This window comes from Confluentibacter citreus (assembly GCF_002807055.1).
Lineage (GTDB): Bacteria > Bacteroidota > Bacteroidia > Flavobacteriales > Flavobacteriaceae > Confluentibacter > Confluentibacter citreus.
In genome coordinates, this window is record NZ_NIXN01000009.1 from 87,954 (window position 1) to 103,558 (window position 15,605).

Below are 15,605 nucleotides of genomic sequence, written 5' to 3' on the forward strand. Positions count from 1 at the left end.
TGAATTGTGTAATTGTTTAATCGTTTACACAGTTCAACAAATCAACGATTAAACGAATAAACATATAAAAATGGCACAATTTTCAAGAATAGAAGTAGCACTAGCTATGAAAGAAACAGGGATGATTCCTTTATTTTTCCATAGTGATTTAGAATTAAGCAAAAACGTATTAAAAGCCTGTTATGATGGTGGTGCGAGATTAATGGAGTTTACTGCTCGGGGTGATTTTGCTCATGAAGTTTTTGGCGAATTAACAAAATATGCGATTAAAGAACTTCCCGGAATGATTATGGGAGTTGGTTCTGTTACCGATGCAGCAGCGGCCTCATTATATATGGCACTAGGAGCAAATTTTGTTGTAACTCCTGTATTGAGGGAAGATATTGCTATTGTTTGTAATAGAAGAAAAGTGTTATGGTCTCCAGGCTGTGGCTCTGTAACCGAAATTGCTAAAGCTGAAGAATTAGGTTGCGAAATAGTAAAATTATTTCCAGGGGATTTATACGGACCAAATTTTGTAAAAGGTGTTAAAGGACCTCAACCATGGACGAGCATTATGCCTACAGGAGGTGTGTCTCCAACCAAAGACAATCTAAAAGGATGGTTTGATGCGGGTGTCACCTGTGTGGGGATGGGATCTCAATTAATATCAAAAGACATCATAGCCAATAAAGATTATGCTAAGTTAGAGCAGGATGTTAAAAATGCTTTGGATATTATAAAGTCTGTTAGAAAGTAAGAGGAACTATAATTTTGTTAAACGGAAAAGCTTAGATTTAATCTGAGCTTTTCCGTTTTAATATAATTTGTAGTGCATTATAGCGATACCCCTCTGCGCCAAGGAATAAAATCATTCTGATTTAATAGTTTAGCTTTGGTTTGTATTTTTCCGCTTGCGACATCTATAATAAATTCGAGCATGTCATCTGCCATTTCTTCTATGGTTTTTTCACCACGGATAACGGCACCAGTTTCTATATCAATAATATCTGGCATTTTTTCTGCAAGCTCCGTATTTGAAGACACTTTAATAATCGGTGCAATAGGATTTCCCGTTGGCGTGCCCAAACCAGTAGTAAACAGTACCACGTTCGCCCCAGCACCTACCATTGCTGTGGTGCTTTCCACATCATTTCCTGGTGTACATAATAAATTAAGTCCTGGTTTCGTGATATATTCACCATAATCTAAAACATCTTGTACAGGTGAGGTACCGCCTTTTTTGGCAGCTCCGGCCGATTTCATGGCATCGGTAATCAAGCCATCTTTTATATTTCCGGGAGACGGATTCATATCAAATCCGGAACCAGCATCAACAACGGTTTTTTCGTAAGCTTTCATCAATTTTAAAAACTTTTCACCGTCTTTATCATGAACACATCTGTTTACCAATTCTTGTTCAACGCCACATAATTCTGGAAATTCCGATAAAATAGCGGTACCGTTTAAAGCGGCTAACATATCTGAAACCGCTCCTAGTGTTGGGTTAGCTGATATGCCTGAAAAACCATCTGAACCTCCACACTCCAAACCAACTTTTAATTTCGATAATGGTGCTGGCTCTCGCTTTGCATTATTAGCTTTTCTAATGGCTTCAAAAGACTCTTTTACAACTGTGGTTAACATATTATCAATGGTTCCCATTTGTTGCTGCTCAAAAATAAGAACAGGTTTATTTAGGTTTGGATTGATAGCATCCAAGGCATTTTTAAAAGTATTTATCTGAAGATTTTGGCAACCTAAACTCAAAACTGTTGCACCAGCTACATTTGGATTATTTACATAGCCTGCCAATAGTTTCGCTAAGCTTTCAGAATCCTGCCTAATCGCTCCACAACCACCCGGATGTGTCACAAATTTTACGTCAATATTATCAAATACATTTACAGAATCATTACTAACTAAAGCCTCTTCGCCTCCATTATTCACCAAGGAACGAAGCAACATTTGATAAGGATTTGCTTTTTGTTTTAAAAGTTCTTTTTCAAAAACATCTTTTAAAATTTCGATATTTCTATTTTCACAAAAAACCAATGGAAAAAACAACCACACATTTTCGGTTCCTACTTGGCCATCTTCCCTATGGTAGCCCAAAAAGGTTTTGTCTTTCCATTTATCAACATTTGGTGGTGTCCAACTAAATGTTTCGGTTCTACCATATACCTTTTCACTTTGGTGCTTAACATTTTCGGTAGTTAATAGGTCCCCTTTTTGAATAGTATTATTGGCACTGCCAACTAAAACGCCATACATAATGATCCTAGCTCCAGTTTCAAAAGTTTCCAAGGCGATTTTGTGCTTAGCTTTAGTGTGAGATAATATATTAATTTCCTCTCCTTCAAAAGATACAATATCACCTGCTTTCAAATTTACCAGTGCTACGGCTACATTATCAGTAGGATGGACTTTTATGAGTTTTTTTTGCATGTTTAAATATATTATAGTTCTTTAATAAAATTTAGAACTTTTTACTGTAATTATTATATCCTGCTTCAATGCCATTGGTGTCAATCTCTTTCAAGGCTAGGGCAATGGCTTCGGTAATACCGTCAATCTTTGTTAAATCTTCTCCCCAATAATCTTTAATACTCAATGCGTTTTTCGAGATTTCTGAATAATCATTGGATTTCCAAATTTCTGTAAATGTAGCAACAATATCATCATTATCCTGAACTGACAAGGTTTCTCCGTTCCAAGTGCCTTTGTAAAAACGGATTAAGGCCGCAAAAGCAAAAGTTAAGTTGGTTGGTGTCTTTTTATGGATTTTTACATATCCCAATAAACTTGGCAATACCCTAACCGTAAACTTAGATATGGAGTTTAATGCAATACTCGATAAGTTATGGATGATGAATGGATTTCTAAAACGATCGAACACTTCATCAGCAAAACTATTTAGTTCTGCTTTATCCATATCCAAAGTATCAATAATTTCATTAAAAACAGCTTTATTTATAAGCTCGCCAGTGAAGGCATTATCAACAGATTGCTTTACGGTTTTATTTCCGTAAAGAATGGAAAAAGGTACCATAGCCGTATGAGCGCCATTTAAAATCCGAACTTTTCTGGTTCGGTAAGGTTGCATATCATCAACAATCTTCACATCTAAATCGGTTTTGCTAAACGGCAATTTTGCTTTTAAATCGTCACCACCTTCAATAACCCAAAGGAAAAATGCTTCAGCAGCTACGATTAAATTATCTTGATAATCTAATTGGCTGTTGTAATTTTCAATCTCATCTTTTGGGTATCCAGGTACAATTCTGTCCACCAATGTGCTATGAAACGCATTGTTTTCCAATAACCATGTTTTAAAATCGTTTCCTAAATTCCAATCCGCTACATATTTTAAAATAATCTCTTTTAAAGTTTCGGAATTATGGTTGATAAGTTCGCAAGGTATGATGGTTAAACCTTTATTGGCATCACCATTAAAATACTTAAAACGTTCGTTTAAAAGCAGGGTTAATTTAGCAGGAAACGAACTTGGCGGTTGCATTTTTGGAGTATCGGTACTCACATAGGCAATACCAGCTTCTGTTGTATTTGATATAATGAATTCCAATGAGGCTTCTTTCGCCAAACTTAAATAATCATTAAAATTGGCATACGGGTCAACAGCTTTTACAATATTGGAAATAAGCTCTATATCTTGAATTTCCTCGCCTTTTTTAACGCCTTTCATAAATAAGGTGTACAAACCATCTTGATCGTTTAGCATAGTTACCAAACCTTTGTCTATGGGTTGCACCACGGCAATGCCTGCATTAAAATCTGTTACTTTATTTAGTTCTTGGAACGCATATCCAACAAAGGCCCTTAAAAAATTTCCTTCACCGAATTGTACTATCTTTATTGGAAGCTTCGTTTCCAAACCAACATTTTTTCTATTTAATTTTTTCATTTATACGCTACAATCTTTAATCTAAACTATAAACTGATTTTAAATTTTCATCTAAAGGTGTCATTTTCGGCATTAACAAATGCACAAATCCAAGTATTATTAGATAACTAGATCCTGCTACTAAAAAAGCCCAAAAGAAACCAGTATTACCTGCATTATCCAATACAGAACCTAAAATAAAACTACTTATAATTCCTGATACCGCTCCTACCATACCACCAATACCTACTACTGAGGCTGTTGCTTTTTTAGGAAATACATCTGATACCAAAGTAAATATATTTGCAGACCAAGCTTGATGTCCAGCAGCGCCCAATCCAATCAAGCAAATGGCTAGCCACTTATTATCAGTAATGGCAACAAATGCAACTGGCAAAATAATTAAGGCACAAATAAGCAAGGTTATTTTTCTTGCCTTGTTAATAGACCAGCCTTTTCTAATAAAGGCTCCAGAAAGCCATCCGCCAAAAATACTTCCAACATCAGCTAAAAGATAAATGACGAGAAACGGTAATCCCATATTTTTAATATCAACCTCAAACTTATCAGCAAGGAAAATGGCGCCCCAGAATAAGTAAAACCACCAAACGGCATCAGTTACCTTAGCTAAAGCAAACGCCCACGTTTCTTTTTTCGGGAGTACACGTGCCCAAGCAATCTTTTCTTGATTCTCCATGACCGAATCACTGTTTATATATGCCATTTCTTCAGGAGACACCTTAGGATGCCCTTCGGGTTTTTGATAGGTTTTCCACCAAAAAAATACCCATATAGCACTTAATACCCCTGTAATTAAAAATGGAATTTGCCAATTTACCAAATCTCCCACACCTCTTTCACCACCAGACCAATATACAATAGCAGCAATAACAAATGGCGCTGCAATGGCGCCAACACTTGTGGCAGCATTAAAAATGCCCGTTGCAAACGCTCGATCTTTTTTTGGAAACCATTCCGCAGTGGTTTTTATGGCAGCAGGAAAATTACCTGATTCGCCATAGCCCAATCCGAAACGTGCTAGCACAAACCCTATAAAACTATAACTTTTGCCTACGGCAGCATGTAACATTCCGAAAACACTCCAGATACCAATAGATACAATATATCCTTTTTTTGTTCCCAAACGGTCTATTAAACCTCCCATGCTCAGTAAGCCAATGGCATATGCCGTTTGAAAAGACATTATTATTAATGAATAGTCTTGTTTTGTCCATCCAAACCATTCGATTAAATCGGGCGACATAACCCCCATTAAACTTCGGTCAAAGTAGTTAATTGAAGTTGCGGCAAACAATAATGCTAAAATGCGGTAACGGTAAGTTCCTGTCTTTTTGGTATCATTCATAATCATTTAATTTATCTTGGTTGTTTGTTGGTGACTCTGAAAATTTATAACTCTAAGTACTGTTTTGCATTATGGTAACTAATATCTGAAACCAACTTGCCTATCCATTCCATATCATTTGGTAATTCCCCTTTCTTTATTTCCTCACCTAGAAGATTGCAAAGTATGCGTCTAAAATATTCGTGCCTAGGAAACGATAAAAAACTACGGGAATCGGTTAACATACCTATAAAACAGCTTATTAATCCCATACTGGAAAGCGTGTTTAATTGCCTAGTCATACCATCTTTTTGATCTAAAAACCACCAACCAGAGCCCCACTGTACTTTGCCTTTTACACTACCATCATTGAAGTTGCCTATCATGGTTGCCATGACTTCATTATCGGCTGGATTTAAGTTGTAAATAATGGTTTTACACAATTTATTTTTACTATCCAAAGCATTCAAAAAGGCAGACAATTTTTGAGCTTGCGGATAATCGCCAATAGAATCCCAACCTGTATCTGGTCCTAAAATGCGGTGCATACGCGTATTGTTATTTCTTAGTGCGCCTATATGAAATTGCTGAATCCAACCATATTCATGATATGTTTCACATAAAAACAATAAAATGGCACTTTGGAATTTAGAAGCTTCTTCGTTACTTATCTCTTTATTTTCTCGTTTCTTTTCGAATATGGTATTAATTTCATTTTCCGTAAAGTTTTCATAATACAAATGGCTCAATCCGTGGTCGCAAATTCTACAACCATTTTTATGGAAAAAGTCGATTCTGTTCTTTAAGGCATCACATAAATCGGAATAATTATTAATAGAAGTGCCCACAACATTTTCTAGGGAATTAATATAATCATTATAGCCATCGTTAGAAATTAAGATGGCTTTGTCTGGCCTAAAAGCGGTACTAACTTTGACTGAAAAATCACTTTTAGCCAATTGTTGATGGTATTGTAAATTATCTGTAGGATCTTCTGTGGTGCAAACAAATTCAACATTTGCTTTTTTTAGTAATTGCCGACATGTATAATCTCCAGAGTGGAGTTTTTCAAATGTTGTTTGATATATTTTTTCTGCGGAATTTTCGTTTAGTAAATCGTAAATATCAAAATATCGAGCTAGCTCTAAATGCGTCCAATGATATAATGGATTACGCATGGTATAAGGTACTGTTTTTGCCCAACTCAAAAATTTATCTTTATCCGAAGCGGTTCCAGTGATAAATTCTTCCTTAATACCTAAAGTACGCATGGCGCGCCATTTGTAATGGTCACCGTTTATCCAAACATCAGTAATATTTTCAAAGGTTTTATCCTCAGCAATTTGTTGGGGCGGTAGGTGATTATGGTAATCTATAATTGGAAGGTTTTTTGAATAGTTATGGTAAAGTTCTTCGGCATACTTATTTTCTAATAAAAAGTTGTCATGAATAAATCTAGAGCTCATTATATTTTATAAAATATTAATTTTCATTTGAAGGTTTTTCTGTGGCAGCTCGTAGCCTATCATCCATTTGAGAAATTATAGACTTAAAAACACTAGCCTTTGAAGATAAAAATGGCATTTTCAGTTTTTATCTTTATAATTACAAATATAAGGTCTTCTTCATTAACTACACTAAATTTATGGACTTTTGAGCTAATTCATTTTAATGTTAAGTTTTGATAGTCTTTATTAGGGCCACTATGTTTTCCAATCCAACTAAAACCGTGTAAACTTTACCCAACGCTTTCTTAAATTACACAATTTTACACATTATCTTTTTATAAAGTAAATTGCTAAAAATATACCAAATAACTGATAAACAGAACATTGAAAGTTTTGTTTGTTTCAATTCCATTCATGGCATGTTTATTTCTTTATTCTAATTGTAAATAAATAATATAAACTTAAACAATAAAAATCATGAAAAAATTAATCTTAACAGTAGCAATTTTGGCAGGTGGATTTTCAACATTTGCATTACCTAACAACAATTTACCAATGGAATCTACTAGCATTGTAATGAATGCGGAATTCAATGAAGTAGCGGTAGATCAATTACCTGAAGCAGTTACAAGTGCTGTAAAAAATGATTTTGCAACAGCTACTATTGCCAAAGCTTATGTAAATGCTAGCGAGCAATACAAACTAGAACTTACAATTGATGGAAGCTCTAGTACTGTATATGCAGATAAAGATGGCAATTGGTTAGAAGAATCAGCTATTAAAAAAGCAAAAAAGAAAGATGATACCTCTAGTACATTAGAATAATACTAGTATCGAAGAGCATATCCATTAACTCAGTTTTTTGTAAAAAGGGCGTTTTTAATTAAAAACGTCCTTTTTTTATGTTTTTTTAAACATATAAGTCATCTTATCTTAATATTTTTGTAAGAAGCTCCTCAATCTTATGAAAAATATCCTTTTGATAGAAGATGATGTGACGTTTTCGGAAATGTTAAAACATTTTCTCGAACGCCATAAATATGAAGTCGATTTAAGTTATAATATCAAAAATGCCCTCACACTATTAAAGAAGCAAACGTATGATTTGGTTTTTACCGATTTACGACTTCCCGATGGTGACGGTATTAGCCTGTTAAAGGAAATCAAAAACAGCAAGAAAGATATTCCTGTGGTTTTAATGACCAGTTATGCCGAGGTGTCTACTGCGGTACAGGCAATGAAGCAGGGCGCGTTCGACTATATTTCAAAACCTTTCAATCCAGATGAAGTTCTAGAAGTTATTAGCAACGCTTTGGATGTTAAGAAAACTGACATGGTTATTTCTAAAGTTAGTTCTAAAAAAGATCATAGCCATGCAAGTGCTGATTTTGTTGAAGGCATTAGTGCCGCTTCAAAAACCCTGAAAGAATACATTCATTTAGTGGCGCCAACAGATATGTCCGTCTTAATTACTGGCGAGAGTGGTACAGGAAAGGAAGTGGTAGCTAAAAATATTCATTTAAAAAGTTTAAGAAAAGATAAACCGTTTATTGCGGTTGATTGTGGAGCAATTCCAAAAGAAATAGCTTCGAGCGAATTTTTCGGACATAAAAAAGGGTCATTCACAGGCGCTATAGATGATAAAATTGGGCATTTTGAGGCGGCTAATGGAGGTACACTTTTTTTAGATGAAGTAGGTAATCTAACTTATGAAAATCAAGTGCAATTGTTACGGGCATTACAGGAAAGAAAAGTGAAGCCCATAGGAAGTAATGATGAGGTTTTTGTTGACATACGATTGATTACGGCAACTAATGAAGATTTATTACATGCTGTAGATAAAGGGGATTTTCGTGAAGACTTATACCACCGTTTAAATGAGTTTTCTATAAAAGTGCCCAATTTAAAAGATAGAAATGACGATTTGATATTGTATGCCGATTTCTTTTTGGAAAAAGCCAATAAACAGCTAAACAAATCCATTGTAGGATTTTCAAAAGATGTATTGACCCTTTTTCAAAGTTACAATTGGCCTGGAAATTTACGGGAACTATCCAATATTATCAAAAGGGCGACCTTATTAACGCAAACAGACGTTATACATAAGCATGTCTTGCCAGACGAATTGGTTCACTCAAACAAAAATAGTATTACACCCAACAAATTTTCTGCCAAAGAAAATGAAAAAGAGCTCATTATAAGCGCTTTGCAAGAAGTAGGTAATAATAAAACCAAAGCGGCCGAGTTGTTAAACATTACCAGAAAAACACTATATAATAAAATTAAAGAATACAGTCTTAGTTAATATGGACTTCCAAAGATGTTATAAAGTCATTTAAAGCATTTTCAAAGTCAATAAAATGTTTATCATCTATTGTTTTACTGGTTTCAAACATTTCAAGAAATGGAATAACTGTTTTTACTTCCAATAGTTTAAACATACTAAGCATTTTATGGGTAGTATTATTAATGGTAGGTATATCATTATCTTCTTTAGCTTGCTTTAACAATAACACGTTTTTTTTAGTGTCTTCCAAAAAAACAACTAATGTTTTTTTTATTGGAGCTATATCATTATTAAAAAAAGACCCTAAAGATATTACGCTGAAACCATTTGTGCTTTTTTCTTCGCTTCTTAAGGGTTCTCTATTAACTTTTTTGAAGCTTGAACCAAAAAATTGTTTTAATATATGTTCGAGTTTGGGAGTGTTAAATGGCTTAATCAATACTGCTGAAAAACCACTATTGAGATAATCTTCTATAGGCAAATTGGATCTTCCAGTCATGGCAATGATGGGTTGGTTATTGTATGTACCATGTTTTTTAAGAATTTCCATAAAATGGATACCATTCATTTTTGGAAGTTGAATATCGGTTAAAACCAAATCATAATGAATGTCGGGAATAGCATCCAATGCTTTTTGGGCATTTCCGAATACATAAGATTCAATACCATATTGCTTTAATAGATCAATAAGAAGTAGTCGTATGGACGCATCGTCTTCAACCACTAGGGCTTTTAATTTAAAACCGGTTTCAGCTTCAATGGGGTTTTTTATTGCTAATGGTTTGTCGGATAATTTTGTGGGGATTTTTAAAAAAAAGGTACTTCCTTTACCCAATTCGCTCTCTAAAGTTAGGGTGCCACCTAATAATTCTGCAAGTTTTTTAGATATGGTTAATCCTAGACCAAATCCATTCTGATTATTTTCTTTAGCATCGCTAACTTGTGTAAAAGCTTTGAAAATATTTTTTTGTTGATCCTTACTGATGCCTATTCCAGTGTCGCTTACAGAAATTTGTAAGATGGTCTTATTGTTTTCATTCTTTATAAGGCTTTCAATAGTTATAGTTCCTTCATTAGTGAATTTACAGGCATTTGTAACTAAATTATATAAAATTTGTTTCATCCTAAATGGATCACTAATAATGGGGTTGTTTAAGGGGTTATTATGTTTTACAATAAAGTTTAAGGGTTTATCCTGTGAAATATTTTTAGCATTAATAATGATTTCGTTGATAAGGTTTTCCACGTCGAAAGGAATCGATTCAATAGCTATGTTGTTGTTTTCAAGTTTTGAAAACTCTAAAAGATCATCAACCAATTGTCCCATATATGTTGAAGCATTCCGTATGTGTTCTACATAATTTGCTTCTTTGGTACTGTGTATGGTTTTTTGTAATAATTCGCCATAACCCGTAATGGTACTTAACGGCGTTCTTAAGTCATGACTGACCATGGAGATGAGTTGTTCCCTGCTTTTTAAAAGTGACGATGTTTTTTTGTTTGCCAGTTCCAACTGCTTACGATAGCGTTGATTTTTCCAAAAATCATTTAAAATAATGATTGAAAAAATAATAATGATAATAAAACTAATTATGGCGGCATACAGAATGATTTGCTTGCTTTGGTTGAGTGTTTTTTCCCGTTGTTTATTAATGTTATTGGTGTAAAAAATAATGTCTCTTTCTAAATTGTTCAACAATTCCCGTAATTTTCTGGAAATCGTCAAATCATTTTCAATAAGTTCGCGTTCTTTATTTTGTAGTGATATCCGTTGTTTGTTAGCTTCATTTTGCGCTTCCCTTAACATGTTTTTGGAAATGGATATAACAGAATCAATCTGTTTCTGACCAATATTATTAATGGAATCCAAAGGATTGTATTTGTTTAGGATTTTAACATACTCCTCAAATTTTCCACGTGTTTCATTATTTAACTGTTCTGGGTTTTCCACAAGATCTCCAATGGTGACTTTTCCTAAAAGTGCATCAATGGAACTTAATTTATTGATGGCCGTGTTTATGGATGCATCCGAATTGTCATTAAGTTTTAGATCTTTTAAATCGGTTATGTTTTTAAGTTTTTCATTGATAAACAATTTAATGCTGTCTAAAATAACTTCTTGGGAACTATTGTTGGAAATAGCGTTGAGGGAATCGATTTTTAATAATAATTCTTTGTTTTCACTAACGTACTCGTTAAACTGCGTCGTGGAATTCAACTCAATGGCAGCTCTTGCTAAACTCTCGTTTTTGTAAATATCGGCAATAAGGCTGCCTACTTTTACAATGTTGTTTCGGTCTGAAATATCTTGTTGTTGCAGTTCGGTAAATGTTCTTATTTCAGAAAGTACTAAGGTTCCTGAAATAGTGGCTAAAATCCCAAGAATGATATAGCCTATTAAAACTTTAAAGGTGATTTTATGTTTGAATGATTTCATATAAAGATAAAAGCCTTGAAAGGGAGTTTGTTTTTATAAATATAAAAAAAGAACGGTTAAGCTTCTTATACATTCATCATTAAAAATTATACAATTAAGGAATAGAGAATACAAACGCGAAATTGATAATATATGTTTTTTAATTCGAGAAGCAGTGAAAATTTGGTTACATTGTATTTGACAAATAACAAGTTCTCAAAAAACAAAACAATTTCGAAGACCACATTTAATCATTTTTTAAAAATGTACGGAAGTTTACTCCCAAAAAGATGAACTTGTCGATTTGTGTTTAACCAATAATAAACATCAATAAAATATGAAAATTGCCCTACTCTCACCCGTCGCATGGCGCACCCCTCCCAGACACTATGGCCCTTGGGAACAGGTAGCATCAAATATTGCCGAAGGGCTTGTTGCAAAAGGGCATGATGTAACCTTGTTTGCAACTAAAGATTCATTAACACAAGCCAAGCTTGATGGTGTCGTACAAATGGGCTACGAAGAAGATAAAGAAACAGACCCGAAAATTGCAGAGTGTTTGCATATTGCCCATTTGATGGAACAGGCAGGCAAATTTGATATTATTCATAACAATTTCGATTTCTTGCCATTGACGTATTCTGGACTGATAAAAACGCCCATGATTACAACCATTCACGGATTTTCATCGCCAAAGATTATACAGGTGTTTAAAAAATATAACCACAATACCCATTATGTTTCAATTAGCAATTCAGACCGCAGCCCAGAATTAAACTATGCTGCTACCGTTTACAATGGTATTGATAAAAACCTGTTTACATTGAATGAAGTTCCGGGGGATTATTTGCTCTATTTTGGAAGGATACACCATGACAAAGGAACCTGGGAGGCTATACAAATAGCAAAAAAGGCACAAATGAAGCTAATTATATCAGGGATTATACAGGATCAAACATACTTCAATGAAAAAGTGGCCCCTTTTCTGAATGATGACGATATTATTTATGCGGGAAGTTCTGGTCCCGAGAAAAGGGACAAACTATTAGGGGAAGCTTTTGCATTGTTGCACCCCATAAACTTTTCAGAACCTTTTGGCTTGAGCGTCGCTGAATCTATGTTTTGCGGAACCCCTGTAATTGCATTTAAAAAAGGCTCCATGAGTGAACTTATTTTACATGAAAAAACGGGCTTCCTTGTACATTCAATTGATGAAGCGGTTGAAGCAATATCTAAAACAAAGCAAATTAACCGTTCTTATTGCAGAATATGGGCTGATAAAAACTTTAGTAAAGAAAAAATGGTCGAGGATTATATAACGGTATATAACAATATTGTAGAATAGAAATAAGGGTTTCAATTATGGAAAATCTCATCCAATGAATTGATTTACTGCTGTAAAGATTAAATAGCCCTATCTAAACTTAATATATAATTTAATACCGATTAGATTCAAAATTATTGACTCTTTCACAAAAAAAAACCTATTTTAGTTTTAATGACAAAATAAATATAAACAGATGAAAGATAGATTTTCTATAGAAAATACCATTAGTAAATTATGGGATAAGCTTGATGGATGGCTAGATGCCATCATATTAAAATTACCAAATTTTGTTCTGGCACTTATAGTTATTGTTGCATTCTATTTTATCGCTAAGGGCGTTCGAAATGTGTTACAAAAATTTCTTTTGACTAAAATCGGTCAGAAATCCATTCAAGATATTATTGCGAAAATTGTTTTTATTTCAGTCTTATTAATTGGATTCTTTGTCGCTTTGGGGGTATTGGATCTAAACAAGGTTTTAACAAGCGTCCTTGCTGGTGCTGGAGTAGTAGGCCTTGCTATTGGTTTAGCGCTTCAGGGTACTTTAAGTAATACGTTTGGAGGCATAGTATTATCATTTATGGACAATATTAGGATTAATGATTTTATTGAGACTAATGATACTAGCGGTTTCGTTTCAGAAATTAGCCTTCGAAACGTGGTTTTGAGAAGACCTGATAATAATTATGTTATTATTCCCAATTCAAAATTTATTGATAATAGTTTTACTAACTATTCTTTAAGTGACCGTAGCAGGATTACTGTAAGTTGTGGTATAGCTTATGAAAGTAATTTGCAAAAAGTTGAAGATTTAGTTTTGCGTATCATTTCCGAGAATTTTGATCAGCAAAAAGGAGAGGCCGTTGAGTTTTTCTTTACGGAATTTGGTGACAGTTCTATAAATTTCATAACACGTTTTTGGGTTGATTTAGTGAGTACAAAACAAGAATATGAGGCAAAACATAAAGCCATCAAACTTATCAAAAGTCATTTTGATAAAGAAGGAATCAACATTCCATTCCCAATTCGGACATTGGATTTTGGAAAAAACAAATTACAGTTAAATGTGGATAAAGAGGAAGGTAGCAATCCTGGTGATTGAGGCTTGAATTTTTTTTCTTGTGATATAACTTTATTTATATAATTAAAAAAACAACCGCTGTAAATTTTGATTTACAGCGGTTGTTTTAGGTTAAATTGGTATTTATAAGTGGAGTCGGAGAGAATCGAACTCTCGTCCAAACAAGTAACCAAAAGGCTTTCTACACGTTTATTCTTTTCTTGTTTTTTCGATTATAAACTGGTTAAAGACAACCTATTTATAACTTAGCTTTTTAATTTCGAAAGTGTGTCAAAGCTCCACACAATCTATGTTAACTTTTACGATGCCTCACAAAAGAACGCCGTTAACCAAGGCTTTCAGGAGACATTTAGCTTGCACACCTAGTGTGCCGAGGCTTATCTTACTTTATTCAGATTAAGCAGCTAAAGCGTAGTTATTCTCGCCGTTTAAATTTTGACCTAGTCTTTTACGTGTTTCAAAGTCATTACACGACGTGCTTACAATTCAATTAATCTCGCTGTCAAAACCAGTCGACCCCTTAATGAAATAGTAATAATGGCGTTCCCTTTCGGGGTCAGGTTTTACGCTATATCTTTTGCAAAAAGCAAAAGGATGCCGCTTCAACCCTTAACGCGGGCAGCAAAGATACCAAAAACTTTCAGAATTTGCTGTATTAGTACAAATACAACAAAAATTATTCCAATGCTATTTTGTCAGTAAAACTATTTAGAGGGATTTGCAAAAAGTTGTTTGAAAATCCAGTAACCAACATTTAAAAAACTTCCGAAGATGAATGTAAATAACCAAGCCTCAGAGTTTATATCTGGTTGCAACATAATATTTAGGATATCATTTAATAAAATTATGGGGTTATGAATAATTTCCCAAGAATTATATCTTAAAAACCTACCCAAATAAACACCGAATCCGCATAGAAAAAGAATAAAAACATAAAGAAGGTTTAAGTGTTTTTTAATGATAGTTCTACCCAATATCTCTTTCATATCTGAAAGGGAAAGAAAGAACATTAATAATCCGTTTAGTGCAAAAGATGTCACAACTAAGATATCTAACCATAAAAAGTGATTGGAACTAATCTTTAAATGCAACAAATCGGTAATTATATATGGGGCATTTGGTAAAAAAAGCAGCCATAAACTAAACCATAAAAGCAAACCATATTTATTGAGTTTGGGAATGCTTATTAAATAGCTTGTAATGGCAAAGGGAATGACTGCTAAAAATAAATTCCAAATTAAGAACAAGAAAAAGAATGAATGGGTTAGTTTCATTCGAATCATCAATAGTACAACGCTCAAGAGCATGGATAAACTAACCAATGAGAACGTTTTAAACCTGTTAAATAATAATTCCTTTAAGTAATCCATAATTTGTAAATTTTATATTCAATAATTAAAACGGTTAGTATTCCTAAGGTGTAAGCAACCAAATCTGATATGTGAAATGTGCTTCCTAAAATGAGTTTTGCTAAATGATTGTTGTCTAAGCTTAGTATCTCGAGCAGATTTATCAATTGTAAAAATTCTATACCATAGGCAAATAATAATACAGAAATAGCAATATAAAAAGAACTCGCGTTTATAAAACTTTTCAAAAAGCAGTAGAGTAGAATGACAACTAAATAATCACCAAAGGTGTATCTTATAAAACCGTCAATTAAGAATGTTGCTATCAGAACTTCAATAACTAATATTGAAATGAAAAGAAGGATGTATGTTTTGTTGAATTTTAGAAGCATAGTATTATTACGTTAGTTTGTATTTTAAAATTAGTGTCAAACCTCACTCTTTTCAAATAAAGTGATGGGAGTGAGGC

At 33.6% G+C, this 15,605-nt stretch carries 12 protein-coding genes and 1 other RNA gene; 5 read left to right on the forward strand and 8 right to left on the reverse strand.

All coding sequences use genetic code 11. The features are described 5' to 3' along the window. The first annotated feature begins 70 nt into the window (after positions 1 to 70). Positions 71 to 739: a bifunctional 4-hydroxy-2-oxoglutarate aldolase/2-dehydro-3-deoxy-phosphogluconate aldolase gene (locus tag CDH49_RS14355; RefSeq protein ID WP_100616230.1), complete on the forward strand. Its 669-nt coding sequence runs from the start codon at positions 71 to 73 to the stop codon at positions 737 to 739. Positions 740 to 816: 77 nt separating this feature from the next. On the opposite strand, the gene CDH49_RS14360 is transcribed toward CDH49_RS14355, so the two are convergent. From CDH49_RS14360 to uxaC, 4 genes are read right to left on the reverse strand one after another with little or no spacing between them, the layout of a single operon-like run. Then, positions 817 to 2,427, reverse strand: a complete 1,611-nt coding sequence (locus tag CDH49_RS14360) for a UxaA family hydrolase (RefSeq protein WP_100616231.1) — start codon at positions 2,425 to 2,427, stop codon at positions 817 to 819. A gap of 31 nt (positions 2,428 to 2,458) precedes the next feature. After that, positions 2,459 to 3,904, reverse strand: a complete 1,446-nt coding sequence (locus CDH49_RS14365) for a tagaturonate reductase (RefSeq protein ID WP_100616232.1) — start codon at positions 3,902 to 3,904, stop codon at positions 2,459 to 2,461. A gap of 16 nt (positions 3,905 to 3,920) precedes the next feature. Further along, entirely contained in the window at positions 3,921 to 5,249 is a 1,329-nt protein-coding gene (locus CDH49_RS14370) for an MFS transporter (protein WP_204524832.1), read from the reverse strand. Between the two features lie 44 nt (positions 5,250 to 5,293). Then, positions 5,294 to 6,694 carry a glucuronate isomerase gene (uxaC, locus tag CDH49_RS14375; RefSeq protein WP_100616234.1) on the reverse strand — a complete coding sequence of 467 codons (1,401 nt, stop codon included), beginning with the start codon at positions 6,692 to 6,694 and terminating at the stop codon, positions 5,294 to 5,296. A gap of 459 nt (positions 6,695 to 7,153) precedes the next feature. Here uxaC and CDH49_RS14380 point away from each other — a divergent pair, with 459 nt between their 5' ends. Together CDH49_RS14380 and CDH49_RS14385 are read left to right on the forward strand one after the other, a co-directional pair. Next, positions 7,154 to 7,501 (forward strand): hypothetical protein, encoded by a 348-nt coding sequence (locus tag CDH49_RS14380; RefSeq protein WP_100616235.1) that lies wholly within the window; start codon positions 7,154 to 7,156, stop codon positions 7,499 to 7,501. A 139-nt stretch (positions 7,502 to 7,640) separates the two neighbouring features. Further along, complete coding sequence (locus tag CDH49_RS14385; RefSeq protein ID WP_100616236.1) at positions 7,641 to 8,981, forward strand: sigma-54-dependent transcriptional regulator; 1,341 nt, start codon at positions 7,641 to 7,643, stop codon at positions 8,979 to 8,981. Here the strand turns inward: CDH49_RS14385 and CDH49_RS14390 are convergent. Beyond that, positions 8,974 to 11,400, reverse strand: a complete 2,427-nt coding sequence (locus CDH49_RS14390; RefSeq protein WP_100616237.1) for an ATP-binding protein — start codon at positions 11,398 to 11,400, stop codon at positions 8,974 to 8,976. The genes CDH49_RS14385 and CDH49_RS14390 overlap by 8 nt on opposite strands. A gap of 316 nt (positions 11,401 to 11,716) precedes the next feature. Between CDH49_RS14390 and CDH49_RS14395 the strand changes: the two genes are divergently transcribed. Then, entirely contained in the window at positions 11,717 to 12,724 is a 1,008-nt protein-coding gene (locus tag CDH49_RS14395) for a glycosyltransferase family 4 protein (RefSeq protein ID WP_100616238.1), read from the forward strand. Between the two features lie 175 nt (positions 12,725 to 12,899). Then, on the forward strand, positions 12,900 to 13,808 hold the full coding sequence (locus tag CDH49_RS14400) for a mechanosensitive ion channel family protein (protein WP_100616239.1): 909 nt from the start codon (positions 12,900 to 12,902) through the stop codon (positions 13,806 to 13,808). 106 nt (positions 13,809 to 13,914) lie between these two features. Here the strand turns inward: CDH49_RS14400 and ssrA are convergent. The 3 genes from ssrA to CDH49_RS14415 form a co-directional block, all read right to left on the reverse strand. Then, positions 13,915 to 14,307: a transfer-messenger RNA gene (gene ssrA, locus CDH49_RS14405) on the reverse strand. Between the two features lie 184 nt (positions 14,308 to 14,491). Continuing rightward, complete coding sequence (locus tag CDH49_RS14410) at positions 14,492 to 15,157, reverse strand: DUF1361 domain-containing protein (RefSeq protein ID WP_100616240.1); 666 nt, start codon at positions 15,155 to 15,157, stop codon at positions 14,492 to 14,494. After that, entirely contained in the window at positions 15,145 to 15,528 is a 384-nt protein-coding gene (locus tag CDH49_RS14415) for a ribosomal maturation YjgA family protein (RefSeq protein WP_100616241.1), read from the reverse strand. Before CDH49_RS14415 ends, CDH49_RS14410 begins: the two co-directional genes overlap by 13 nt. Positions 15,529 to 15,605: the final 77 nt, after the last annotated feature.

Coding starts and splice junctions, on each gene's coding strand:
- CDH49_RS14390 (WP_100616237.1), bottom strand. CDS start 11,400: ATGAAATCATTCAAACATAAAATCACCTTTAAAGTTTTAATAGGCTAT.
- CDH49_RS14360 (WP_100616231.1), bottom strand. CDS start 2,427: ATGCAAAAAAAACTCATAAAAGTCCATCCTACTGATAATGTAGCCGTA.
- CDH49_RS14395 (WP_100616238.1), top strand. CDS start 11,717: ATGAAAATTGCCCTACTCTCACCCGTCGCATGGCGCACCCCTCCCAGA.
- CDH49_RS14355 (WP_100616230.1), top strand. CDS start 71: ATGGCACAATTTTCAAGAATAGAAGTAGCACTAGCTATGAAAGAAACA.
- CDH49_RS14370 (WP_204524832.1), bottom strand. CDS start 5,249: ATGAATGATACCAAAAAGACAGGAACTTACCGTTACCGCATTTTAGCA.
- CDH49_RS14410 (WP_100616240.1), bottom strand. CDS start 15,157: ATGGATTACTTAAAGGAATTATTATTTAACAGGTTTAAAACGTTCTCA.
- CDH49_RS14380 (WP_100616235.1), top strand. CDS start 7,154: ATGAAAAAATTAATCTTAACAGTAGCAATTTTGGCAGGTGGATTTTCA.
- CDH49_RS14385 (WP_100616236.1), top strand. CDS start 7,641: ATGAAAAATATCCTTTTGATAGAAGATGATGTGACGTTTTCGGAAATG.
- CDH49_RS14415 (WP_100616241.1), bottom strand. CDS start 15,528: ATGCTTCTAAAATTCAACAAAACATACATCCTTCTTTTCATTTCAATA.
- CDH49_RS14365 (WP_100616232.1), bottom strand. CDS start 3,904: ATGAAAAAATTAAATAGAAAAAATGTTGGTTTGGAAACGAAGCTTCCA.
- CDH49_RS14400 (WP_100616239.1), top strand. CDS start 12,900: ATGAAAGATAGATTTTCTATAGAAAATACCATTAGTAAATTATGGGAT.
- uxaC (WP_100616234.1), bottom strand. CDS start 6,694: ATGAGCTCTAGATTTATTCATGACAACTTTTTATTAGAAAATAAGTAT.